Origin of the sequence: Caballeronia sp. ATUFL_F1_KS4A (assembly GCF_023630905.1) — a bacterium.
GTDB classification, from domain to species: domain Bacteria; phylum Pseudomonadota; class Gammaproteobacteria; order Burkholderiales; family Burkholderiaceae; genus Caballeronia; species Caballeronia zhejiangensis.
In genome coordinates, this window is the sequence record NZ_JALQEB010000042.1 from 32,669 (window position 1) to 57,053 (window position 24,385).

The 24,385-nt window shown below is 62.0% G+C and carries 22 protein-coding genes; 8 read left to right on the top strand and 14 right to left on the bottom strand.

Going from position 1 to position 24,385, the window contains the following annotated elements:
* Nucleotides 1-153: 153 nt before the first annotated feature.
* Both NCS03_RS28390 and NCS03_RS28395 read right to left on the bottom strand, forming a co-directional pair.
* Nucleotides 154-1,881, bottom strand: coding sequence for a cobaltochelatase CobT-related protein (locus tag NCS03_RS28390; protein WP_250530289.1), 1,728 nt, complete (start codon nucleotides 1,879-1,881; stop codon nucleotides 154-156).
* Nucleotides 1,878-2,864 (bottom strand): AAA family ATPase, encoded by a 987-nt coding sequence (locus NCS03_RS28395; RefSeq protein ID WP_250530290.1) that lies wholly within the window; start codon nucleotides 2,862-2,864, stop codon nucleotides 1,878-1,880. Before NCS03_RS28395 ends, NCS03_RS28390 begins: the two co-directional genes overlap by 4 nt.
* 152 nt (nucleotides 2,865-3,016) lie before the next feature.
* Here NCS03_RS28395 and NCS03_RS28400 point away from each other — a divergent pair, with 152 nt between their 5' ends.
* From NCS03_RS28400 to NCS03_RS28430, 7 genes are all read left to right on the top strand, one after another.
* Entirely contained in the window at nucleotides 3,017-3,769 is a 753-nt protein-coding gene (locus tag NCS03_RS28400) for an IclR family transcriptional regulator (protein ID WP_008346053.1), read from the top strand.
* Between the two features lie 122 nt (nucleotides 3,770-3,891).
* Nucleotides 3,892-4,740, top strand: a complete 849-nt coding sequence (locus NCS03_RS28405; RefSeq protein WP_250530291.1) for an IclR family transcriptional regulator — start codon at nucleotides 3,892-3,894, stop codon at nucleotides 4,738-4,740.
* Between the two features lie 305 nt (nucleotides 4,741-5,045).
* Nucleotides 5,046-6,812, top strand: a complete 1,767-nt coding sequence (gene xsc / locus NCS03_RS28410) for a sulfoacetaldehyde acetyltransferase (RefSeq protein WP_051078970.1) — start codon at nucleotides 5,046-5,048, stop codon at nucleotides 6,810-6,812.
* A gap of 65 nt (nucleotides 6,813-6,877) precedes the next feature.
* Entirely contained in the window at nucleotides 6,878-7,891 is a 1,014-nt protein-coding gene (pta, locus tag NCS03_RS28415) for a phosphate acetyltransferase (protein WP_250530292.1), read from the top strand.
* A gap of 9 nt (nucleotides 7,892-7,900) precedes the next feature.
* On the top strand, nucleotides 7,901-8,725 hold the full coding sequence (locus NCS03_RS28420) for an IclR family transcriptional regulator (RefSeq protein ID WP_008346059.1): 825 nt from the start codon (nucleotides 7,901-7,903) through the stop codon (nucleotides 8,723-8,725).
* A gap of 218 nt (nucleotides 8,726-8,943) precedes the next feature.
* Entirely contained in the window at nucleotides 8,944-10,617 is a 1,674-nt protein-coding gene (locus tag NCS03_RS28425; protein WP_250530293.1) for a GMC family oxidoreductase, read from the top strand.
* Between the two features lie 42 nt (nucleotides 10,618-10,659).
* Nucleotides 10,660-11,973, top strand: coding sequence for an MFS transporter (locus NCS03_RS28430; RefSeq protein WP_372492603.1), 1,314 nt, complete (start codon nucleotides 10,660-10,662; stop codon nucleotides 11,971-11,973).
* 8 nt (nucleotides 11,974-11,981) lie between these two features.
* On the opposite strand, the gene NCS03_RS28435 is transcribed toward NCS03_RS28430, so the two are convergent.
* From NCS03_RS28435 to NCS03_RS28450, 4 genes are all read right to left on the bottom strand, one after another.
* Nucleotides 11,982-12,215: an ElyC/SanA/YdcF family protein gene (locus tag NCS03_RS28435; protein ID WP_250520191.1), complete on the bottom strand. Its 234-nt coding sequence runs from the start codon at nucleotides 12,213-12,215 to the stop codon at nucleotides 11,982-11,984.
* Between the two features lie 162 nt (nucleotides 12,216-12,377).
* Complete coding sequence (locus NCS03_RS28440; RefSeq protein WP_250530294.1) at nucleotides 12,378-13,004, bottom strand: dual specificity protein phosphatase family protein; 627 nt, start codon at nucleotides 13,002-13,004, stop codon at nucleotides 12,378-12,380.
* Nucleotides 12,997-13,500, bottom strand: coding sequence for a hypothetical protein (locus NCS03_RS28445; RefSeq protein ID WP_250530295.1), 504 nt, complete (start codon nucleotides 13,498-13,500; stop codon nucleotides 12,997-12,999). Before NCS03_RS28445 ends, NCS03_RS28440 begins: the two co-directional genes overlap by 8 nt.
* Complete coding sequence (locus tag NCS03_RS28450) at nucleotides 13,497-14,645, bottom strand: MGDG synthase family glycosyltransferase (protein ID WP_250441607.1); 1,149 nt, start codon at nucleotides 14,643-14,645, stop codon at nucleotides 13,497-13,499. The genes NCS03_RS28445 and NCS03_RS28450 overlap by 4 nt, the downstream gene beginning before the upstream one ends.
* Nucleotides 14,646-14,944: 299 nt before the next feature.
* On the opposite strand from NCS03_RS28450, the gene pdxR reads away from it, so the two are divergent.
* Nucleotides 14,945-16,462 carry a MocR-like pyridoxine biosynthesis transcription factor PdxR gene (pdxR, locus tag NCS03_RS28455; protein ID WP_250441608.1) on the top strand — a complete coding sequence of 506 codons (1,518 nt, stop codon included), beginning with the start codon at nucleotides 14,945-14,947 and terminating at the stop codon, nucleotides 16,460-16,462.
* 10 nt (nucleotides 16,463-16,472) lie between these two features.
* Here pdxR and NCS03_RS28460 read toward each other — a convergent pair whose 3' ends face one another.
* From NCS03_RS28460 to NCS03_RS28495, 8 genes are all read right to left on the bottom strand, one after another.
* A complete protein-coding gene (locus tag NCS03_RS28460) occupies nucleotides 16,473-17,006 on the bottom strand; it encodes a cytochrome b (protein WP_008346072.1) in 534 nt (177 codons plus the stop codon).
* The gene (locus NCS03_RS28465) at nucleotides 17,003-18,064 is read right to left on the bottom strand and encodes a catalase family peroxidase (RefSeq protein ID WP_175980319.1); all 1,062 of its coding nucleotides are present in this window, start codon (nucleotides 18,062-18,064) and stop codon (nucleotides 17,003-17,005) included. Before NCS03_RS28465 ends, NCS03_RS28460 begins: the two co-directional genes overlap by 4 nt.
* A gap of 162 nt (nucleotides 18,065-18,226) precedes the next feature.
* On the bottom strand, nucleotides 18,227-19,264 hold the full coding sequence (locus NCS03_RS28470; RefSeq protein WP_250479348.1) for a hypothetical protein: 1,038 nt from the start codon (nucleotides 19,262-19,264) through the stop codon (nucleotides 18,227-18,229).
* A gap of 2 nt (nucleotides 19,265-19,266) precedes the next feature.
* A complete protein-coding gene (locus tag NCS03_RS28475) occupies nucleotides 19,267-20,823 on the bottom strand; it encodes an MBOAT family O-acyltransferase (protein ID WP_250530296.1) in 1,557 nt (518 codons plus the stop codon).
* Nucleotides 20,824-21,018: 195 nt separating this feature from the next.
* The gene (locus NCS03_RS28480) at nucleotides 21,019-21,348 is read right to left on the bottom strand and encodes a ribbon-helix-helix domain-containing protein (protein WP_250479381.1); all 330 of its coding nucleotides are present in this window, start codon (nucleotides 21,346-21,348) and stop codon (nucleotides 21,019-21,021) included.
* A gap of 90 nt (nucleotides 21,349-21,438) precedes the next feature.
* Complete coding sequence (locus NCS03_RS28485; protein ID WP_008346081.1) at nucleotides 21,439-23,022, bottom strand: GMC family oxidoreductase; 1,584 nt, start codon at nucleotides 23,020-23,022, stop codon at nucleotides 21,439-21,441.
* A gap of 36 nt (nucleotides 23,023-23,058) precedes the next feature.
* Nucleotides 23,059-23,700 (bottom strand): twin-arginine translocation signal domain-containing protein, encoded by a 642-nt coding sequence (locus NCS03_RS28490; protein WP_008346083.1) that lies wholly within the window; start codon nucleotides 23,698-23,700, stop codon nucleotides 23,059-23,061.
* Nucleotides 23,701-23,773: 73 nt separating this feature from the next.
* Nucleotides 23,774-24,172 carry a VOC family protein gene (locus tag NCS03_RS28495; protein WP_008346085.1) on the bottom strand — a complete coding sequence of 133 codons (399 nt, stop codon included), beginning with the start codon at nucleotides 24,170-24,172 and terminating at the stop codon, nucleotides 23,774-23,776.
* Between the last annotated feature and the right edge of the window lie 213 nt (nucleotides 24,173-24,385).

Here is a 24,385-nt window from a genome sequence, read left to right on the forward strand (position 1 = left end):
CTTGCGCGCGAAGAGCATCGCGCGGCTCGTGATGGAACGTGTGCCGAGATTCACGTCGTCGGCAAGCGCTGGCAAGTCATGCCATGCCGCGATGTCGACGAAACCGCCATCGTCTTCATCGGCCTGTTCGAAAACGACGACATACATCGCGCGTTAAGTCGTGCCTCTGCGCCGCGCACCGAGCCATGCGGCGAGCTTCGCGAATAGCGTCATGTCCGGCGCAACGCTCAGATCCACTGCGAAGTGATGCCGATAGTACGTGCTCAAATCGAGGCCGACGCCAAGGCCGAGCACTTCCACAGCGCGCGATGCTTCGTGCTTCTCGACGACCTCTCTCAAGTGCTGATCGAGATAGTTCGGCTCGTTGGCTTGCGCGGTCGCGCTGTCCATCGGGCTTCCATCGGAGATGACAACGAGGATGCGGCGCGCTTCGTCACGCGCGATGAGCCGCGAGCATGCCCAATCCACCGCTTCGCCGTCGATACCTTCGCGGAACAAATCGGCCTTGAACAGCGCCGCGATATCGCGTCGCGCGGCACGCCAGCCTGCCTCCCCTTCCTTGAAAATCATGTTGCAGGCTTCGTTGAGCCGGCCCGGATACTTCGGCCGGCCCTTCGCGAGCCAGTCGAGCTTCGCGCGCCCGCCATTCCATGCGCCGGTCGTGAAGCCGAGCACTTCCGTCGTGACGCCCGCCATGCCAAGCGCTCGCACGAGCACGTCGATCATCACCGTGACCGGCTCGATGCTCGCCTTCATCGAGCCCGAGCAGTCGATGAGAAAGCCCACCGCACAGTCCGCGTGCGGACGTTCGCGCTCGCGTCTGAATACGCGCCGCTCATCCGGCGATGCCACCACTTGCGCGAGCCGCCGGCCGTCGATGCGCCCGTCTTCCTCGCCGAACGACCAGCCATCGCGACGCGGCACGGTGATCGATGCCTGCAACATGCGCGCGAGACGCGGCACGTTGATATGCCGCGCGGCAATCAGAGCGTCCAGCCGCTCGCGATATTCGCGCAACAACGCGGCCCGGATCAGCGTCGATGGGCGAACGGTCTTGTCGTAACGCGTGGTGAAGATGCGATACGCCTCGCCCGTCGCCTCGCGCGCGCTGCTGTCGCCACTCGCAGCGAGCGCCAGCCGTTCGAGTTCGCCATGTTCGTCGTCGGTATCGAACCAGGTGCCGAGCATGGTGCGCGCGGCATCTTCTTCGTCGTCGGGTGAATCGCTCTCGACGAACGTGTGCCGCACTTCCTGCACCATTTCGCCTATCGTTCGCGCGATTTCCAGCGCATGGACCGCATACGCGCGCTGGTCGTGACGATGGCGGCGCATGCCCGCAAGCGCATTGCCGAGCGATGGCGCGAGCGCCGCACGCGTCGCTTCGATGAGCCCTTCGGTTTCTTCGAGCACGGCGCGGCCCGAAAGACGCGACTGCGCCATTTGCGCGGCTGTGTAAATCAACAAGCCGATATCGCTGTCGAGCAAGCCGGATTCGTAGCACGCGAGCGACCACGCATCGAAGCGATGCCGCACATTGCGCTTCACGCCTTCCATGCCGGAAGGCACGCGCGTTTCGCAGCGCAACTGTTCGAGCATGTCGAAGACCATGCGCGCGACGGGTTCACCGGGAGCGAGTTCGCGATGCAGCGCGGCATCCGAATGCGCGATGCGCAACGCGGACGCATCGGCCGCGCCGCGCGTCGAATCGGCGTCATCTTCCTCTCTGTGCTCGCCGCGCAAATGCGGCGCACGCAACGGCACCGGCCGCAGATGCCGATACAACTTGCCACCGCGGTAATGCAATGCGTCGTCGCCGGTCAGGGCTCGCACGGTGGCCGCGCACAGCGCATCGCGTCGCGCGCGTTCGCGCGAGTCGTTCATCGCGCCGACTCGTCGTGCCACTGCGATGGCGTATCGAGTTCCTCGCCGAACGCGCGCTGAAAATATTCCGCGACGATCGGCCGTTCCGCTTCATCGCATTTGTTCAGGAAAGTGAGACGCAGCGCGAGCTTCGTATCGCGGAAAACTTCGCGGTTTTCCGCCCAGCTAATGACGGTGCGCGGCGACATCAGCGTCGAAAGATCACCCGCCGCGAAGCCGCGCCGCGTGAGGCCCGCCATGCTCACCATCGAATCGACGAGCGCGCGGCCCGCGTCGTCATCGAGCTGCGGCACGCGCGCGAGCACGATGCGGGCCTCTTCCTCGCGCGACAGATAGTTGAGCGTCGCGACGACGTTCCAGCGATCGATCTGCGCGTGATTCAACATCTGCGTGCCGTGATACATGCCGTTCAGGTTTCCGAGGCCGATCGTGTTGGTCGTCGCGAACAGCCGAAAAAAACGATGCGGCTGGATCACGCGGTTCTGGTCGAGCAGCGTAAAACTGCCGTCGCGTTCCAGAATTCGTTGAATCACGAACATCACGTCGGGACGGCCGGCGTCGTATTCGTCGAACACGAGCGCAACCGGCCGTTGCAGCGCCCAAGGCACGACGCCTTCCTGAAACTCGGTGATCTGCACGTCGTCGCGCACGACGATCGCGTCCTTGCCGACGAGATCGAGGCGGCTCACGTGGCCATCGAGATTGACGCGCATGCAAGGCCAGTTGAGCCGTGCCGCCACCTGTTCGATGTGAGTCGACTTGCCGGTGCCGTGCAGCCCCTGCACCATCACGCGCCGGTTGAATGCGAAGCCGGCGAGAATCGCCAGCGTGACCTCGGGATTGAAGCGGTACGCCTCGTCGATTTCCGGAACGTGCGGATCGCGCGTGCTGAACGCAGGAACGTCCAGATCGGTGTCGATTCCGAAAAGCGAGCGCACGGACACCTTCCGATCCGGCTCGTCCATCCATGTGTCGCGCATCATGAGGCTTCGTCTCCCGTAGCAGAGACTTCAGCATAGCAACTATTCTTTTTCGGAACAATTCATTTCGTTTATTTTTATCCAAACGGCGTATGAGGCGGCGATCGGCACCTCATTTAAAATAATGTCGACAAATTGATATGGAAATCATGCCGATGGACAAGCCCGACACGCCCACGCTGCGCGCCTTCGCGCTGCTGGAATATCTGGTCCAGGCGGGCAACCCCGTGTCGCTGACGGACATGGCCGACGACATGGGTATGCCGAAGCCTTCGCTGCATCGCATGCTCGCGTCGCTCGAAGCGGGCGGACTCGTGATTCGCGAGCCCGGCGACCGAAACGCGTATGTCGTCGGCCCGCGTCTTGCGCAACTCGGTCTCAACGTGATGACGCACGCGGGCGCACGGCGTTTGCGTCATGCGATCCTCACCCGGCTCGTCTCCGATCTCGGCGAGACCTGCAATCTGACGATGCTGCATGAAAACGAAGTGCTGTATCTGGATCGCGTGGAAGCGCCGTGGCCGCTCAGGCTCGACCTGAAGCCCGGCTCGCATGTACCCGTCTGGTGCAGCGCGAGCGGCAAGCTGCTACTCGCGCTGCAACCGCGCGAGGAACGCAATGCGCTCGTGCGCGCGATGAAACTCGAGCGCTACACCGCAAACACGATCACCGACACGGAAATGCTGGAAGCGGAATTGGACCGCATCGCGAAGAAGGGCGTGGCGATCGACAACGAGGAGTTCGTGCAGGGCATCGTGTGCGCGGCCGCGCCCATCGCCGACGCGCACGGCACATGTATCGCGGCGATCGCCGTTCACGCGCCTGTGTCGCGCACGCCGCTCTCGCGCGCGCTGGAAATGGTGCCGCGTCTGAAGGAAGCCGCGGTGGAGTTGGGCAAGACATTCTGAAGGCCCGTTCCGGATCAGCCGTATAAAAAAACGCAACCGGACGTTCTGAAAATCGTGGCGTCGCCGCCGCTTCCCGGCGTAAAGTAGTCGTAATCCGAAACCAACCGTTCCGTTTCCGATTCATGCGCGACGTCACACATCTCGATCCTTCCGAACACGCCGGCGATGAAGCACGGACGCTTCGCCCCCTTGCCGTGCTCGAACAACTGGCGGCCGCCGGCCACGCCTACACGCTGTCGCAACTGGCGGCGCGCGTACGCATTCCCAAGGCGACATTGCTCCGGCTGATCGATTCGCTCGAAGCGCAGGGCTATGTCACGCACATGCCCGACTCGCGCGGCACCGATTGCGGCATCGCGCTCGGGCCGCGCGCCGCCCAGCTTGCACTCGCCACGCTCGCCAACAATTCGTTCACGCGCGCATGCCGGTCGATCCTGCGCTCGCTCGTCGACGTGATCGGCGAAAGCTGCAATCTCACCGCGCTCGACGGCGATACCGTCCTTTACATCGAGCGCGTCGAAACGGCCGAGCCGCTGCGCTTGCACATGCAGGCCGGCATGCGCGTGCCGCTGCATTGCACGGCGAGCGGCAAGCTGTTTCTTTCGCAGATGCCGCTGGCCGAGCGCCGCCAGATTCTAGGACGCCTCACGCTCACCAAGAAGACGCATCGCACGCTGACTGACCGGTCGTTGCTCGAAGCCGAGCTCGACCGGCTCGCGGCGCGCGGGATCGGCATCGATAACGAGGAGTTCGTGCTCGGCATGGTCGCGGTCGCGGTGCCCATCACCGACGCCTCCACCGGGCGCGCGCTCGCGTGCCTCGCCGCGCATGCGCCGACCGCGCGCGCGAATCTCAACGATCTGCTGCAGGCGGTTCCGCAGTTGCGCGAAACCGCCGTGAAACTCGCAACGCTCATCGATACGTCCGACGGACTGACGCTCATGACGCGTCAACGCCCCGCCGCACGCTGACTCCGCATTTCGCCGAACTTCCCGCCGAACTTCCCGCCGAAGCCCGCCGCACGGGCATCGGCGGCGATTCGCCCTTCTTTTGAACGACTACATTCCGATTTTTTTAGAGACGAATCATTCCATTTATTCGAAAAACAGGTTGACCACGGAATCGGCCTGTCCTACGATGTCTTCACGATACGAATTCCGGAACCGAACGTTCCGTTTTATTTCACCCGGAGACATTCATGAGCGAGCACGACCAAGCACGTCCGTCCAAGACCACCCTCGCCGCCACCGGCGCGGCGCCCAGCGGTCCGCAGGCGATGACCCCGTCCGAAGCATTCGTCGAAACGCTCGCCGCCAATGGCGTGACCGAGATGTTCGGCATCATGGGTTCGGCATTCATGGACGCGATGGACATCTTCGCGCCCGCCGGCATCCGTCTCATTCCGGTCGTGCACGAGCAGGGCGCGGGTCATATGGCCGACGGCTATTCGCGCGTGTCCGGTCGTCACGGCGTCGTCATTGGTCAGAATGGTCCGGGCATCAGCAATGCGGTGACGGCCATCGCTGCGGCGTACTGGGCGCACAGCCCGGTCGTGATCGTCACGCCGGAAGCCGGCACGATGGGCATCGGCCTCGGCGGTTTCCAGGAAGCGAAGCAACTGCCGATGTTCCAGGAATTCACGAAGTATCAGGGCCACGTCACGCATCCGGCGCGGATGGCCGAATTCACCGCGCGCTGCTTCGATCGCGCGATGTCCGAAATGGGACCGACGCAGCTCAATATTCCGCGCGACTATTTTTACGGCCAGGTGAAGGTCGAGATTCCGAAGCCGCAGCGTCTCGATCGCGGCCCCGGTGGCGACCAGAGCCTGAACGAAGCGGCCGATCTGCTCGCGCAAGCGAAATTTCCCGTCATCATCTCGGGCGGCGGCGTGGTGATGTCCGATGCCATCGAAGAGTGCAAGGCGCTCGCGGAACGTCTGGGCGCGCCGGTCGTCAACAGCTATCTGCATAACGACTCGTTCCCGGCGAATCATCCGTTGTGGTGCGGCCCGCTCGGTTATCAAGGCTCGAAGGCGGCGATGAAGCTGCTCAGTCAGGCCGATGTCGTCATCGCGCTCGGTTCGCGCCTCGGACCGTTCGGCACGCTGCCGCAGCACGGTCTCGACTACTGGCCGAAGGAAGCGAAGGTCATCCAGATCGATGCGGATCACAAGATGCTCGGCCTCGTGAAGAAGATTTCCGTCGGCATTTGCGGCGATGCGAAGGCGACTGCCATCGCGCTCACGCAACGTCTCGCGGACCGCAAGCTCGATTGCGATGCGACGAAGGATGCCCGCGCGAAAACCATCGCTTCTGAAAAAGCCGCGTGGGAGAAGGAGCTCGACGAGTGGACGCACGAGCGCGATCCGTACAGCCTCGACATGATCGAAGAGCAGAAGGGCGAGAAGCCCTTCAGCGGCGGCCAATATCTGCATCCGCGTCAGGTGTTGCGCGAACTCGAAAAGGCGATGCCGGAAGACGTGATGGTCTCGACGGACATCGGCAACATCAACTCGGTCGCGAACAGCTATCTGCGCTTCAACAAACCGCGCAGCTTCTTCGCGGCGATGAGCTGGGGTAATTGCGGCTATGCGTTCCCGACGATCATCGGCGCGAAGGTCGCGGCGCCGCATCGTCCGGCCGTGTCGTATGCGGGCGATGGCGCGTGGGGCATGAGCCTGATGGAGACCATGACATGCGTGCGCCACAACATTCCGGTGACGGCCGTCGTCTTCCATAACCGTCAATGGGGCGCGGAGAAGAAGAATCAGGTGGACTTCTATAACCGCCGCTTCGTCGCGGGCGAGCTCGACAATCAAAGCTTCGCCGAGATCGCGAAGGCGATGGGCGCGGAAGGCATCGTCGTCGACAAGCTGGAGGATGTGGGCCCGGCGCTGAAGAAGGCCATCGATCTGCAGATGAATCATGGCAAGACGACGATCATCGAAATCATGTGCACGCGTGAGCTCGGCGATCCGTTCCGCCGCGATGCGCTCTCGAAGCCGGTACGCATGCTGGACAAGTACAAGGACTACGTCTAAGTCCTGCCTCACGCCGCTGCGCGCCCGCGCAGCGGCGTTTTCCGACCGACCATCGAGAGCCCGCCATGAAAGCCATGCATCGCATCATCGATCAGGCTCGCGACCTGCCGATGCGCGTCGTCCTCTCCGAAGCCGAAGACACGCGCGTCCTTCAGGCGGCGCAACGCGCGCACAGGGAAGGTATCGCGCGCATCGTGCTCGCGGGTGCGAAAGCGCGCGCGTATCAGGTCGCGGATGGCGCGGGCATCGATCTCGAAGGCATCGAGGTGATCGATCCTTCTCAATCATCGCTTGGCGAACGCTTTGCGGAAGAGCTTTTCGCGTTGCGCGAGAAAAAGGGCATGACGCCCGATCAGGCGCGCGCCGCCGTGCGCGATCCGCTGTGCTTCGCGAACCTCATGGTGCGTATGGGCGAGGCCGACGGATCGGTCTCCGGCGCGGTCAACACGACGGCGGATGTCGTGCGTAACGCGATTCAGATCATCGGCGTTCGGCCTTCATTCAAGCTCGTTTCCAGCTTCTTTCTGATGATGCTCTGCGAGCCCTTTCATGCGATGAAAGGCGGCCTCGTCTTTTCCGATTGCGCGCTCGTCGTCGAGCCGAATGCGGAGCAACTCGCCGAAATCGCGATGGCCGCGGCCGACAGCGCACGCAGTCTCCTGATGGAAGACCCGCGCGTCGCGATGCTGTCGTTTTCGACGAGCGGCAGCGCGCATCATGCGGCCGTCGACAAGGTCATCGAAGCGACGCGGCGCGTGAAGGAAGCGCGCCCCGGCCTCGCCATCGATGGCGACGTGCAGCTCGACGCCGCGATCGTCGCCGAAATCGCGATGCGCAAGGTGCATCACTCGCAGATCGAAGGACACGCCAACACGCTGATCTTCCCGAGTCTGGAAGCGGGCAACATCGGCTACAAGCTCGCGGAGCGCATCGGCGGTGCGAAGGCTATCGGCCCGTTGTTGCAAGGGCTGGCGAAGCCCGCCAACGATCTGTCGCGCGGCTGCAGCGCGGACGATATCTTTCACGTAATCGCCGTGACTTGCGTGCAGGCGCAGGCAGCGCGGCATCACCCGGCGTGAGCGCGCATCATGGACACGCGAGCCGATACGGAAGCCTTCGCTCACCCTGAATCGACGGATGGCGCGCCGCTCGCCGAAAGCGCCGCGCGCAACGAAACGCCTACGCTGCGCGCATTCAGCGTGCTCGAACATCTGGTCGCGGCGAAGGGCGCGCTGTCGCTCGCGGAGCTGGCGAACATCATCGAGCAACCGAAGGCATCGCTGCATCGCATGTTGCAATCGCTCGAAGCGGGCGGCTTCGTCGCGCGCGAGCCGGGCCAGAAGAACGCTTACGTGATCGGCCCGCGCCTCGAACGGCTCGGCGTCGACGTGATGATGCACAGCGGCGCGCGGCGCCAGCGTCATGCGATTCTGGAGCGTCTCGTCGCCGATCTCGGCGAAACGTGCAACCTGAGCACGCTGCACGACACGCAAGTGCTTTATCTCGACCGCTGCGAATCGCCGTGGGCGCTGCGACTGGAGCTCAAGCCCGGATCGCATGTTCCCGCGCATTGCAGCGCGAGCGGCAAGCTGCTTCTTTCGATGATGCCGCGCGACGAACGCAGCGCGCTCGTTCGCGCGATGCGGCTCGAACGCTTCACGCCCAACACGCTCGACGATCCGAACCTGCTCGAAGCGGAACTGGATCGCATCGCGAACAAGGGCATCGCCGTCGATAACGAAGAGTTCGTGTTGGGCATCGCCTGCGTCGCCGTGCCGGTTTTCGACTCGCGCGGCAAGTGCATCGCGGCCATCGCCGTGCATGGGCCGGTCTCGCGCATGGCGCTGTCCCGTGCGCTGACGTTCGTGCCGCGCCTGCAGGAAGCCGCCGCCGAGCTCACGGCCACTTTCTGACGCGCCGCAGCATCGTTACTTCGGATGGCGAATCAATAAATCGCGGCTCAGGGACTACCCCCATCCCCCTTCCGCTTCTGAATCGGAATTCGCACTTTCCGTTTCACTTTCGCGAGCTTCCGCGCTTTTCTCTTGGCTTCCTTGCCCGCTTCTTCCACATTGAACGAAACGCAAGCGAAACGATTCGTTCCAAAAGAAGACCTCAGGAGACAGGTGTCATGCAGCAGGAAGTCGATTACGTCATCGTCGGTGCGGGCTCGGCAGGTTGCGTGCTCGCCAACCGTCTGAGCGCCGATCCGTCCAACACCGTGCTGCTGCTCGAAGCGGGCGGGCCCGATGCGAGCCCGTGGATTCATATCCCCGTCGGCTACTTCAAGACCATGCACGATCCCGAGCTCGACTGGTGCTATCGCACGGAACCGGACGATGCCGTCGCAGGACGCAGCATCGACTGGCCGCGCGGCAAGGTGCTGGGCGGCTGCAGTTCGCTCAACGGGCTGCTCTATGTGCGCGGTCAGCGCGAGGACTACGATCGCTGGGCCGAACTCGGCAACGCGGGATGGAGTTACAAGGACGTGCTGCCCTACTTCAGGAAATCGGAAGATCAGGAGCACGGCGCGAGCGAATATCACGGCGCGGGCGGGCCGTTGAAAGTATCGGATTTGCGCTTGCGCCGTCCGATCGCCGATCACTTCATCGCGGCGGCGCAGGAAATCGGCATCCCGTTCAACGAGGATTACAACGGCGCGACGCAAGAAGGCGTCGGCTATTTTCAGCAGACGGCCTACAAGGGCTTTCGCTGGAGCACCGCGAAGGGCTTTCTCAAGCCGGTGCGCGACCGGCGCAATCTTATCGTCGAGACGCGGGCGCAAACGCGCAGGGTGCTGTTCAACGGCAAGGAAGCGGTCGGCATCGAGTACATGCATGAAGGCGTCGTGAAGAAAGTACGCGCGCGTGTCGAAGTGATTCTCGCGGCTGGCGCGATCGGCTCGCCGCAGATTCTGCAGAACTCGGGCGTCGGGCCTTCGAGCGTGTTGAACGGCGCAGGCGTGCAAGTGAGGCACGACCTGCCGGGCGTGGGCCGGAATCTGCAGGATCATCTGCAAGTGCGGCTTGTGTTCAAGACGCGCGAGCGGACGTTGAACGACGAGATCAACAATCCGCTGAAGAAAGCGCTCATCGGCTTGCAATACGTTATCTCGCGCACCGGGCCGCTGACGCTCGCGGCGAGCCAGGTTGCGATCTTCACGCGTTCGTCGCCGGATGTCGCGCGTCCCGACATCCAGTTTCACATGCAACCACTTTCCGCCGACAAGCCCGGACAAGGCGCGCATCCGTTCTCGGCGTTCACGTCTTCGGTGTGTCAGTTGCGGCCGTACAGCCGCGGCAGCGTCGAGATTCGCTCGAACGATCCGCTGCAATATCCCGCGATTCATGCGAATTATCTTTCCGACGAACGCGATCATCCCGTCGTGATCGGCGGCATCAAGGTGGCGCGACGCATCGCGGCGGCGCCTTCGCTCGCGAAGCACATCGTGTCGGAGTTCATTCCTGGTTCGGAGTATCGAACCGATGCCGATCTGCTCGACGTCGCGCGCAAGTTCAGTCAGTCGATCTATCACCCGGCGGGCACCTGCAAGATGGGCAACGATGCATCCGCGGTCGTCGATGAGCGCCTGAAGGTGCGCGGCATCGGACGACTGCGTGTGGTCGATGCGTCGATCATGCCGGAGCTCGTATCGGGCAACACGAATGCGCCTGTCATCATGATCGCGGAGAAGGCGTCCGACATGATTCTCGAAGACCAGCGCTATCAGCACGTCACGCATGTGGAAGACGTAACCCAGGTCGTTGCGGAAAAGCCCATGGCCCATGCAGGCCAAAGAGACTGAGCACAAGTCTCGAACCCATCACGGAGACAAACCATGAACGCACTGCCCCGAACCGATGGCAAACAGATGAGAAAGGTCGTCGTCGCAAGTCTGATCGGCGCGACGATCGAGTGGTACGACTTCTTTCTATACGGCGTGGTCGCCGGCATCGTCTTCAACAAGCTCTATTTTCCAGGCAGCGATCCGCTCATCTCGACGATGCTCGCTTACGGCACCTTCGCCGTCGGCTTTCTCAGCCGGCCGCTGGGCGGCGTGATCTTCGGGCACTTCGGCGATCGCGTCGGCAGAAAGAGCATGCTCGTGATGACGCTGACGATCATGGGCGTCGCGACGGTGTTGATCGGCATGGTGCCGACGTATGCGCAGATCGGCATATGGGCGCCATCGCTGCTGCTGTTTCTGCGCGTGCTGCAAGGCATCGGTCTCGGCGGCGAATGGGGCGGCGCCGTGCTGATGGCGTTCGAATACGCACCCGAGAACAAGCGCGGCTTCTATGCGAGCATTCCGCAGATTGGCCTCGCGCTCGGCTTGTGTCTGTCGTCAGGCGTCGTCGCGGGGCTCTCGCTCATGCTGACCGACGCGCAGTTCCTCGCGTGGGGCTGGCGTATCGCGTTCTTCCTGTCGTTCGCGCTTGTGCTCATCGGCATGTATATCCGCCTGAACGTGATGGAAACGCCGGAGTTCGCGCGCATCCAGAAGACGGGCAGCGAAGCGCGCATGCCGATCGTCGATGTCATCACGAAGTATCCCGGCAATACGCTTGCGGGCATGGGCGCACGCTTCATCGATGGCGTGTTCTTCAACGTGTTCGGCGTGTTTTCGATTTCTTATCTCACCGGCACGCTGCATCTGCAACGCACGGACGCGCTGCTCGGCGTAATGGTCGCCGCGTTCGTGATGATCTTCACGATTCCGTTCTTCGGACGGCTGTCGGATCGCGTTGGGCGTGCGCGCATTTACTTCTGGGGATCGCTTGCGACCGGGCTTTCCGCGTTCCTCGGCTTCTGGCTCATGAAGAATAGCGGCGGCAATACGATGCTCGCGTGGCTCGCGGTCGTGATTCCGCTCGGCGTGGTTTATGCATCGATCTATGGTCCGGAAGCCGCGCTCTTCTCCGAACTCTTCGACGCGAAAGTGCGCTACTCGGGCATCTCGTTCGTGTATCAGTTCTCGGGGATCTTCGCGAGCGGCATCAGCCCGATCATCGCGACGTGGCTCTTGCAACGCAACGGCGGCGATCCGTGGATGATCGCGGGATACTGCCTCGCAGCGGGCATCGTCAGTGCGATGTCCGCGGCGTGGGTCGGGTTGCGGCAGAGAAGGGAAATGGCGTTTTCGGTGCGGGGCGCGAGTTGACTTGCAGCTCAGAAGAAGAGACTCATCAAAAACTTCACCGGCCTGAACGACACCGGCTCGGCGTGCTCGTCGAGCGAGAGCCGGGCGAAATAGACGGCGTATGCGGGCACTTCGCGCCAAATCGAATACGCGTCCATCGCCCTGACTTCACGCGGAAACGCACCCGGCAAGACCTTTGCGCCAAGGCTCTCGAACGCGAGCTGCGCTCGTGGAAGGTGGAAATAGCGAGCAAAGACCCGCACGATGACACTTCGACGCGGTCTCGAGCCGCGCCGCGAGAATGGGCTTTGGCGTGCCGTCATCTTGGAGCGCATTTCGGAAGATCACGGCGACGTCGGCGCGTTCGAAAGGCACGGTGATACGTCGCAGGCAGATCAGCACCATGCGAATCATGGAGGCGCGCATCACGCGGGACTCCCCGCAACGCCAACCTGCCGCCTCAACCATTCGACATCGACGTGCTGCAGATAGCTTCTGATGTTTCCCCACACCGGATGAAATCCATAGCCGCCATGCAGCAACTCATCTTCGGCCTGTTGCCTGGTCCACCCTTGATACACCACGCGATACAGCGCCGATACCAGCCCCGTGCGATCCGCGCCATGCTGACAGTGAATGAGGATCGGACCATCGCGGTCGACATCGCGCAGCGCCTTGAGCGCGGCGATCATGTCCTCGTCCTTGATGTTCCATGTGTTGATACGGATGCGCTGCAGCGCGATGCCGCTGCCTTCGAGAACATCCTCATCGGAATGAAACGAACGGAAGCTGACGATCTTGCGGATACCCAGTGCGCGCAGTTGCACGATATCGGCCGCCGATATCTGCGCGCTCCGATAAAGCGAAGGCGTGATGCGATGAAGATTGTCGACGCCTGCGTACACGATCGGTTCGGCCCAGTTCAGCGGGCGTTCGACCGTCATGGATGCAGACGTGGCCGGAGCGGGCGCTGCCGCCATCTTCGACTGCAGGACGTATGCCGCAGCCATGAAGCCCGCGCCGTAAAACAAAATGCGGAAGACTTTATTCATGCGACGACCGCCCCGTGCCAGGCTCACGCGACAGATGAAACAACACGAGCGCTGCAATGCTCATGGTCCAGTAATCGGTGGGTGCGAACCCGATCCAGTGCTTGTGCCAGGGCACATGAAGCGCATCGAAGCGATCGATGCCGAACGCGGGATTGAGAACGAACCAGAGAAAGTCTTCGATCAGCCAGAACGTCATGACGCATGCGACGATGCGCGCCTCGATGCGCCATGACCATCGACCGAAAAAGATCACGGGCAGATGAAAGAACAACGCGACGAATGGAAAGACCCACGCGTGATACCCCGTCATCGGTCTGCCGCCCCAGAAGATGTCGAGCAACCAGTGATGTTCGATGCGCCATGTCGGCAAGCTCGCGGCCCAACCTGCGTTGCCTTCGATCTGTATTTCGACGTTGGCGAACAAGAAGCCCAGCAGCGCGACCCAGCCGACGAGTGCGAGCGTGCGCCTGCCAGGCACGAGGACACGTGCGTTCATGCCGCCACCTTTGTATCCGGATTGCCGAGCGCATCGCACACCGTATCCAGAACGAAACGTGCTGCATACGGACGCGAGAGCGGCGCGATTCGCTCGCGCATCGCATCGAGCCGGGCCGGATCGTCTAGCAGCGCGCGAACGCGATACTCCAGCGCCACTGCATCGACGGCTTTCAGCGCGACGCCGTGTTCGAGCAGGTAATCCGCATTGCGCTCTTCCTGCCCCGGGATCGGCGAGGTGACGATCATCGGCAGTTTCATTGCGAGGCACTCGGACGTGGTCAGCCCGCCAGGCTTCGTGATGACGAGATCGGAACACGCCATCAGGCGCTCGACGTTGGGCGTGAAGCCGGAAACGTGCAAACGTGCTGGATGGAACGCGCACAGTTTTCGCAACGCGGCGCGCATCGCTTCGTTGCGACCCGCCAAAGCGATCAACTGAAAATCGCCGTCCATGTTCAGCAGACGTTCGGCGAGTGCGTCGAGCGCGCCAAGACCTTCGCCGCCGGACATCATCAACAGAGTCATGCGCGCAGGGTCCAGGCCGCATTGCGCCGCGCACGCCGCGCGGTCGAGAGGCTCGCTGAAGGCGGGCATGACAGGTATCCCGCCGATGTGAACCGATGCCGATGAAACGCCGCGGTTCGTCATGCGCCAGGCGACTTCGTCGTTTGCGGCGAAATATCCCTGCATGCCCGGCACGACCCACATGCGATGAAGATCGAAGTCCGTGACTTGCACCCACACCGGCGTATGAATGTTGCCGAGACGACGTTCACGCGAAAGCAACTCGGCAGGCAGGAAATGCGTGCAAATGATCGCATCGGCGCGATGCCGCTCGATCTCCGTTATCAGCGCGCGGCAGTTGAGCCGCTCGACCGCGCGTCGAAGACGTTCGCCGAATGATCGTGGCGAAGCGTTGTCCGTCTTCTGATAGAGATAACTCCAGAGGGCCGGCTGGCGAGCGACCAGTTTGATGTAGAACTCCGCGTAAAGCGCCTTGAAACTTGCGGGAACGAAGTCCATGACATCGAGATGCACGGCTTCGACACTTGCGGGATGAGTTTTTGCATAAGCGCACAGCGCCTCTGCTGCGCGAACGTGGCCGGCGCCCGCGCTCACGCTTAGAACAAGAACCTTGGGCATACTTATCGGAAAGCTCGATGGGGTGACTGTTCGATTCGGCTTGGAGATTGCGCCAGCGCGCCGCCGATATCGTCAATAGAACCAACTTACGAAGTCGTCATCCGTGAGAAAACGCAGGCGATTCTATTCAATCGTCGCGCCGCATCCGCTATCCGGGATCATTTTTTACTTCAGCGTCATCGCGCGAACGGATTCGCGGCTAACAGCTCGTCTGCCTTCGGGCTATTTTTCAACTGGCGCGACAGGCAAGCCCCACGTAATATCGACACATCCAATAAACGTTCCACAAGGAGACATGCATGCCCATCCGTCCTACCGCGATGCTTTGGGCGCAGCTCTTCGAGCGCTCGCGGGTCTCGGGGATGAGCCTGCAAAACCAGATCCGCCAGATGATCGTCAATGCGATCCTGAGCGGTCATATCGCGCCCGATTCCGCCTTGCCTTCGAGCCGCGAACTCGCCGATCAGCTCAACGTGTCGCGCAACACCGTCGTGCTCGCGTATCAGCAACTCGTCGAGGAAGGCTATCTCGTCTCGCGCGAGCGCAGCGGCCATTTCGTGAATCCTGCGACCGACGAGTTGCAACGCGGCTTCACCGCAGCGGGCGTCGCGGAAACATCGAGCATCGAGACGCAGCAAGGTCATCCCGACTGGAGCGCGCGCATCCGGCACGCCCCGTCGCATCAACGCAATATCGTCAAGCCGTCGAACTGGCAGAGTTACGAATATCCCTTTATTTACGGGCAATTCGACACCGAACTCTTCCCGACGAGCGACTGGCGCGAGAGCTGCATGCACGGCTTGTCGGTGATGGAAATCCGCAACTGGGCGCCCGATCTCATCGAACGCGACGACGAAACGCTCGTCGAACAAATACGCACGCGCGTGCTGCCGCGTCGCGGTGTCTTCGCGATGCCCGAAGAGATCGTCGTCACGAACGGCTGCCAGCAGGCGCTCTATCTCATCGGCGCGTTGTTGTGCGGCACGCAGACGAAAGTCGGCATGGAGAACCCCGGCTATCCCGATGCGCGCAACATCTTCCAGCATCACAACGCGCAAATCGTGCCGCTCGAGGTGGACGAAGACGGCGCCGTCATCGACGATGAAAGCGTGATCGCGCCTTGCGATTACGTGTATGTCACGCCGAGCCATCAATGTCCGACGACCGTCACGATGCCCATCGAGCGGCGACGCAAGTTGCTCGACCTGTCGGTGAAGCATGATTTCATCGTCGTGGAGGATGACTACGAGAGCGAGAACACGTTCTCGGGCACGCCGCATCCCGCGTTGAAGAGCCTCGATACGGCAGAGCGCGTCGTCTATATCGGTTCGCTGTCGAAGACGCTCGCGCCAGGACTACGGCTCGGTTATATCGTCGCGCCGCGCGAGCTGATACGCGAGCTGCGCGCGCTGCGCCGTCTGATGATTCGTCATCCGGCCGCGTACATCCAGCGCGCATTCGCGACCTTTCTCGCGCTCGGTCATCACGACACGCTATTGCGCAAGCTCGGGCGCGTCTACAAGGAACGCGCCGAAGTGCTGATGGATGCGCTCGCCACGCATCTGCCGGAATTGCGCGCATCGAACGTGACGGGCGGCGCTTCGTGCTGGGTCGAAGGTCCGCCGTGGCTCGACGCGACGCGTCTCGCGAAAGACGCGCAAGCGCTCGGCGTGCTCATCGAACCGGGCAGCGTGTTCTTCGCCGATCCCGCCGATGGTCAGCGATGCTTCCGCATGGGTTTTTCAGCGATACGCGCGGAGCTGATCGAGCCGGGCGTGCGGGCGCTCGCCCAAGTCGTGCAGCAGCGGCGCCCCTGAACGTGCGCGTCTATTTCCACGGCGCCATCGCGTGAAAGACGCCATCGCGACGCACGAGCGCATGAAACAGCGCCGCCGCGAGATGCACGACGATCAGCGCGAAGAAGCACAACGCGAGGAACCGATGCGCGTTCCAGAGCAGCGTGTGCAACGAATTGCTATGCGGTAAAAGTGACGGCAGGCGATAGCCGCCTATCACGACCGGATAATCCGCCGCCGACAACATGCCATAGCCGAGCAATGGCAGCGCGATCATCAACGCATAGAACGCATAGTGCGATAGATGCGCGGCGAGCTTCATCGGCTCGGGCATGTTCGCGGGCAGCGGCGGCGCACCGCGCGCGATTCGCACGGCGAGACGGATCAGCGCGAGCACGAGTATCGCGATGCCGAGCGGCTTGTGTATCGACACGAGCGTCAGATAGTCCGGCCTCACCGTCGACACCATGCCGACGCCGATGAACAGCATCGACAGAATGCAGATCGCCATGATCCAGTGCAGGGCGCGTTGCAGCGGCGAGAACCGCTCGTTGATCGCGTTCATTGCTGCGCTCCTTGCGAAGGCGTGTGCGGATAGGCCTTGTCCTCGGCGGTGCGTCGATTGAACGATACGGAATAGGCAGCCGAGCGCGCGGCAGGAAACGGATCGTCCGATACGCGCATGCCCGAGGGCAGCACGGTCGGATCGAAGTTGAGATCGCGGCAAGGACCGTCCGGCTCCGGCTCGATGGCTTTCACGACGAGCGTGCCCACTTCGACCGTATGCCGGTCTTCCGGCCACGCCTTGCTCGGGTCCGCGGTCGGATCGCCGGGATTCGCGACGGTGACGACCATCGCCCAGCGTTGCGGCGCGCCTTGCACGCGCTGCGTGATCTCGGCATCGAGAAAATTCGCGCCCTTCTGCTTCAATTCGTCCGGCGTCAGCGTCTCGGGCTTCGCGGCGGGAATGAAGGACCAGCGCACCGTCTGATCCTGTCCCTCCGCGTTCGTGAAGACGAAGCTGTTGAGGCTGTTGTAACGCTCGTCCGCATACGATGCCGTCCACGGCGCACTGCCGGCCCACGCGCCGAACGCAGCGATCTCCGGGTGCGCGGCGGCGAACTTCTGCATCGACTCGGGATCGCTCTTGTTCGCGAGCGCGCGTTGCAGGTCGAAAAAGGCCTGCGGTGTCGCAACGGGGAAGAACGGCGCATCGATCATCGCGGAGCGCCACTCGCTGCCGTCGGGCATCACGATGCGCAGGCTCAGGCCGCGCACGCGCGCCATCGCATCCGATGCTTTCGGGTCCGGCGTCGCGAGATTGAAGCGCCCCGTGACGGGATACGTACCCGGCATGAACATCCTGGCTTTGGAGATTGCCGCGCCCGAGCCGTTGGATTCGAAATCGCCGCTGAAGCAGATGCCCTTCGCATGATTGCGTCTGAAGCCCGGCACCGCGCCGCCCGGTGGCGCGAGGCTGCCCACGATCTTCGCCGGTGTGAGGCGATTCGGCGTGAGCCAGCCCGCCGTGTAGGCGAAGGCCGCGACCAGCACGGCGACGATGGCCGCGATGAGGATCAGCGCGGGAAGAGGCGAACGCGGGGAAGCGGATTTGTCAGGCATCGTAGTCTCTCGATCAACGATTCTGTTGCACGGTAATCTAGCAGCGTGACGGAAATCGTGCCAGCAACGCGCAAAATTCGCAGATACCCCCGCTTCGCATTGTCTCCTGGTTCGAAAAAGGAAGTTATGGCCTGCCGATAGCCGCTCGCGATAACTTCGCGTTCATCGCAAGTCGAGCCATTGCTTCAATGCGGGATGGCTTTTGATCGAGTCTTCGAGCAATCCGGTTCTCAATGTCCTGCCTTCGGTGTTCATGTGGAGGTCGGTGTTCAGAAACAGTTTGCGGTTGAAGAGAAGCTGGTTCCGGTCGTCGAGCACGGTTCCGAGCGGAGAAATGGCGCTGGCGAATTGCTTCGATGCCTCTTCGACCCGATCCGCGCGCGTCGTGCTCGTCTGCACATAGGGCGTATTGGCGAAGTAGACCGACACGCCCTTGTCGTGCATCGCATGGACGAATCGCTTCAGCACGAGAAAGCTATCCGGACAGATTTCCGTTTCCTGTTCCGCCGATTCCGGACGTCCCGTGTAATTCGAGCCATCGATCTGCTGCATGTTGCCCAGGCCGTCGAGGTGATACGCGGAATAGGCGAATGATGTCGGCGGCGGCGCATCGATGAATCTCGTCACGATTTCCTGATCGTGAAATGCGCGAAGCCTGTCTTCGATGGATTTCGGAAACCATGTCTCGCGAATTCGAGCCTGCGCGAGTTCGAAGATGAGTCCAGGACCCATCGATGTAATTGCGTCCAGCCGCCGGAATACCGACCACGTCCGCCAGCGGTCGTGATCCCAGGCGATGGCGTTTCGCGCTCTCCAGGTGGCATTCTCCTTGCTGGCATCGTCGCAATAGTATTCGCGCTCCAGTGCGAGAATCACGGTGTCGTCGTTCTCGGCGACGGACGTCACTTCGCCAAGAATTTCATCGAGCGCGAGTCCCGCGTGAAATCCGTAATTCAAAACCGGAATGCCGAGATCCTTGCTCAGTTGCGTCGTGTCCACGCTGAAAAGCACGTTCGATCCGGCCGCTACGATCAGCTTTCGCTGTCCCTTGTAATGCTGCGCGATGCTCCGCTTCACGACCGTCATTTCCCGTACCCAATACTCGCCGGCAATTGGCGCGGGCGCGAGCATCAATGCCGCCGAGAACCAGGCGATCGCGATAATGGCCAGCGACGTCGCGAAGATTTTCAGATACGTCATGGTCAGAACTCGAAATAGAGAAACTCCGATGGACCCGCTGATCCAATAGCCAGAACCACGACGAAAAAGAGCAACGCCGAAAGACTTGCGGCCAATAACGTGGCGTCGACCCGGCGCGGCAATATCCGGTTCCGGACGCGCGTGAATGAAAGTTCAGCCGACCTGTAGCGCTCCAGCAAACGCTGCAGGTTCGGGAATCCCCACACGAGAACGAAGCCGAACAGCAGCGTGACGAACACCATCGACGGAATGCCGACGGATGGCAGAAAGCCGTCGAAACGCAGCTTCGAACCGAGAACGGGAGCGATATGCCGTTCCAAAGACGCGGGTAGCGAAACACCGTGAAAACCCGCCATGCCCGCGAGCATGTTCCAGGCGGTCTGAAAGTTCTCGGCCCTGAAGAAAACCCATCCCACGACGACGGCTGAAAAGGTCAGCGCTACGCCTGCGATTCGCGCGAACCGGCTCGAACCATCTATTCCCAGACGCGGAGACACGGCGCGCCAGCCGTGATTCACGATCAGATACGCGCCATGCAATCCGCCCCACGCGATGAACGTCCATCCGGCGCCGTGCCACAAGCCGCCCAATAACATCGTTATCATCAGATTGACGTAGCGGCGCAGCGGGCCGCCGTGTTTGCTTCCGCCGAGCGGTATATACAGGTAATCCCGCAGAAACGCGGATAACGTCATGTGCCAGCGCCGCCAGAAGTCGATGATGCTGGCCGCCTTATAGGGCGAATCGAAATTGATCGGAAGTTTGACGTTGAAGAGCAGTGAGATGCCCACGGCCATATCGCAATAGCCGGAAAAGTCGAAATACAACTGGAGCGTGTACGCGAGCGCGCCCGTCCAGGCTTCGAAGAAAGTCAGCGGCACGCCCGCCCTCGCCGCGCTGAAAAGCGGCACGGCGCCTTTGGCTAGCGTGTCTGCAATCAGAACTTTCTTCGCGAGCCCCAGCACGAAAACCGTCAATCCGGCGGATATGTTCTCCGGATTCATCCGGAAGGTTTTCGGATTGCCGAACTGCGGCATCATCTGACTGTGATGCAGCACCGGTCCTGCGATCAGATGCGGGAAATACGTGACGAACAGTAAGTAGTTGACGAAGTTGTATTCGCGCGCGATGCCGCGATAGACATCGACGAGAAAGGCGATCTGCGTGAACGTAAAGAACGAGATTCCCAACGGCAGAATGATGTCGAGCGCCGCAAGATTCATCCCCAGCAGATGATTCGATGAATCGATGAGAAAGTTGGCGTATTTATAGTAGCCGAGCAGACCCAGATCGATCGTTATGGCGCCGATAAGAATCAGCTTCGGATGGCCGCTTTTCCTTTCGCTTTCCCTGCCGATCCACCACGCGGCGGCATAGTTGAACAGGATGGAACCGAGCAAGAGCACGACAAAGCGTGGCGTCCATATTGCATAAAACCAAAGCGACGCCAGCCCGAGCCAGAGCGCAGCGAGCCGATGGCTATAGCGCCCGAGCAGAAACGCGCCGACGAAAACCACGGGAAGAAACGCGAAGATGAACGAATAGGAATTGAAAAGCATGCTCGAGACTCCGCGGCAAACGGCGTCCGGGCGTGCATCACCGCGGATGCGTCGTCGTTCGTTGTCGGTCGAACAGGATGCTAGATGCTGAATGGGACGGCGGGCGGCGCTTGGCCGATGTCACCATCGCTTTGGCTGACGGAAAGGGGCACGCCGACGCCCGGCGCGCTCGCGTTCAATGAGGAATGCGTCGAACTAGCCCGCTTTCAGCACACGCAGGGCCACCGCGCCCGCCGCCTCGCCTTCGGCCGCCTGCTTCGCCTCGCGCATCGACAGATAGCGCAAACAGCACACGCGCAGAAACGACGCGAAGTTGGTCGGCGCTTCGCCGCGCAGCGCCATCAGTTCGTCGTAGAGCTTGACGGCGAACTGGCTCGTCGTGAGATTTTCGCGCCCGGCGATTTCGTGCAGCACGTCCCAGAAGAGATTTTCGAGCCGGACGGTAGTGATCACACCATGAATGCGCAGCGAACGCGTGCGCGATTCATAAAGGATCGGATCGGCGTTGATGTACACCCGACACATGACGTTGATCTCCAGGAAACGGGCCGCCATGCTCGTCGCACGACGGCCGACCGAACAAACTACTCCGCTACGCGATCATCGGCAATCACGTCAAACCCTGCGCTGCTTCATCTGGCCGGCGATGTAGTCGGCCTGACGGATCGCCAGCGTGACGATCGTGAGCGTCGGGTTTTCCGCCGCGCCCGTCGTGAACTGGCTGCCATCGGAGATGAACAGGTTCGCCACTTCGTGCGTCTGGCCATGCGAATTGCAGACGCCGTCGGCGGCTTTCGCGCTCATGCGCGCGGTGCCGAGATTGTGCGTCGACGGATACGGCGGCACGAGATACGTCGCCTTCGCGCCCGCCGCTTCGTACACCGCGCTGCCCTGCTTGTACGCGTGCTGGCGCATCGCTTCGTCATTCGGATGATCGTCGAAGTGGACGTTCGGCACCGGCAAGCCGTACTGATCCTTCACGTCGGTGTTGAGCGTGATGCGGTTCTGTTCGCGCGGCATGTCCTCGCCGACGATCCACATGCCCGCCGTGTACTGATACTGATCCATCGCCGCCGCGAAGTTCGGCCCCCACGAGCCGGGGTCGAGAAACGCTGCATAGAAGGGCAGCCCGAGCGAAAGCGTCTCCATGTGATAGCCGCCCGCGAAGCCGCGCTTCGGATCGAACACGGATTCATCCTCGATGATGCCGGCCATCGTCGTGCCCTTGAACATCTCGACCTTGTCGTTGAACACGCCGTAGACCGAGCCTGTCGTGTGCCGCATGTAGTTGCGGCCGACCTGGCCCGAGCCGTTCGCGAGGCCATCGGGGAACTTGCTCGACTGCGAGTTGAGCAGGAGCCGCGGCGTCTCGATCGCATTGCCCGCCACCGCGACGACGCGCGCCCTCTGCCGTTGCAGCTTGCCGTCCTTGTCGTAATAGACGACGCCCGTCGCCTTGCCGCGCGCATCGTGCTCGATCTTCACGACATGCGATTGCGGGCGCAATTCCATGCGGCCCGTCGCCTGCGCGCGCGGCAGTTCGGTATAGAGCGTCGACCACTTCGCGCCCATGCGGCAGCCCTGAAAGCAGAAGCCGCGCTGAAAGCAGTGCGTGCGATCGTCGCGGACCGTGCTGTTGATCGCCATATGGCCGGTGTTGCACTCCTTGTAGCCGAGCTTCGCCGCGCCCGCCGACATCACTTTGAAGTTGTTGTTGCCCGGCAGGCCCGGATTGCCGTTCGTGCGCGTGACGCCCATCTTCTTTTCGGCGCGGTCGTAGTAGGGATCGAGCTCCGCGCGCGTCACCGGCCAGTCGAGCAGATTGGCGCCCTGCACGTCGCCGTAAGTCGTCTTGGCCTTGAACTCGTGCGGCTGAATGCGCAGGCTCGCGCCCGCCCAGTGGACCGTCGTGCCGCCCACGGTCTTGCAGATCCACGCGGGCAGGTTGGGGAAATCTTTCGCGACGCGCCAGTTGCCCGATGTCGTGCGATTGTCGAGCCATGAAAGCTGCTTGAACGCGCTCCACTCTTCCGTCGCGAAATCGCCTTGCGTGTGCATCGCGCCTGCTTCGAGCACGACCACGTCGACGCCCTTCTGCGCGAGTTCGTTGGCGAGCGTCCCGCCGCCCGCGCCCGATCCGATGATCACCACGACGTGATCGTCGTTGTGCCTGAACTGCACCTTGTTGTCCGTGTACATGTCTGTCTCCGTTTTCCGTCGGATCGCTCGAATGGGTTAGCTGTCTTTCGGAATCGGACCGCTGTTCGCGAGAGGCGGATCGGGCAGCCATGACAGGTTGTTGAAACCCTGATAGAGATAGCCGCCATCGCCCTTCGATGCGCCATAGCCGAAGTGCTGATACGCCAGCGCGTTGCTGTACAGGGACACGACGGCCGTGCTGCGTACGGTGTTGAAGAACGGCGTGCCCGCGAGCGCGGCGACGTCCTGCGCCTTGTCGTTCGCGCCGCGCCTCGTCCAGTCGGAGCCGGCTTTGGCGTCGAGCTGCGCGACGCCGTCGGCGAGTTGCTGGCGCACGGCGGGATCGGCTTTCGCCTTGGCGTCGAGATCCTTGACGACGAGCGCGTAGACGGCGTCATCGAGTGTTGCGTGCGGATAGATCTGTCGCGTGACTTGCAGCAGCACTTCGCCCTGATGCGTGTCGAGCCCCTGCATTTCGAGCGCCCAGACGCGGCTCGGCGCGAGGCTCGCGAAGATCGAGGTCGCCGCGATGGTGCCGACCAGCACGCCGGTGCCGCGCAGAAATTCGCGTCGCGTCAGTGCGATGTTCGGTGGCGCGGCGATGTCGTCGTGGTCGTGATGCTCTTCACCGTCGTGCGCGCGCCGCTGCGCGACGATCGGGATGATCGTGTCTCGCATGTCTCTCTCCTTGTGGGGCACTGCAACAGCTTATTTATGTGTGTGGTCCCGCGTGATGCCGCTGACTATCTGACTATTCGTAATGTCCATGCCGTTCGAGAACTTCGATCTTGTAGCCGTCCGGATCCTGAATGAAGAAGTAACGCGCGATGAGCGAGCCGTCGTCGTTCTTGAATTCGCGCACGTCGTTGGGTGAGAGACCGAGGCCGATCAGACGCTCGCGCTCCGCCTTCGCATCCGGCACGCTCACCGCGACGTGGCCGTAGCCGTCGCCATGTGTGTATGGCTCGGCGCGTCCCTTGTTCCAGGTGAGTTCGAGCTCGGCGTTGGTTTCGTCGTTGCGCAGATAGGCGAGCGTGAAGTCCGGAAAGTCCAGCCGGTGCGCGACGCCGAGATCGAAAGCCTTCTCGTAGAAATCGAGCGAGCGTTGCAGGTCCTGCACGCGAATCATCGTGTGAATGAGCTTTGACATGAGCGCCTCCCCTTTTTAGTGAAGTTTAGGAAGCCGCGCGCGCAAAGGGTAATGGCCGGTTAAATCGGGCGTAGGCGTTTGCCCGGGGCTTGCGCATTGGCTCGACGCCACATGATCGAAAACGAACATCCGAACGCTGAAACGAAACTATTTGTCGCAATTGAGATAAATTTCGGTCGCCGAGAGTAGGATTGAACCGGCTTTTCGATGCCG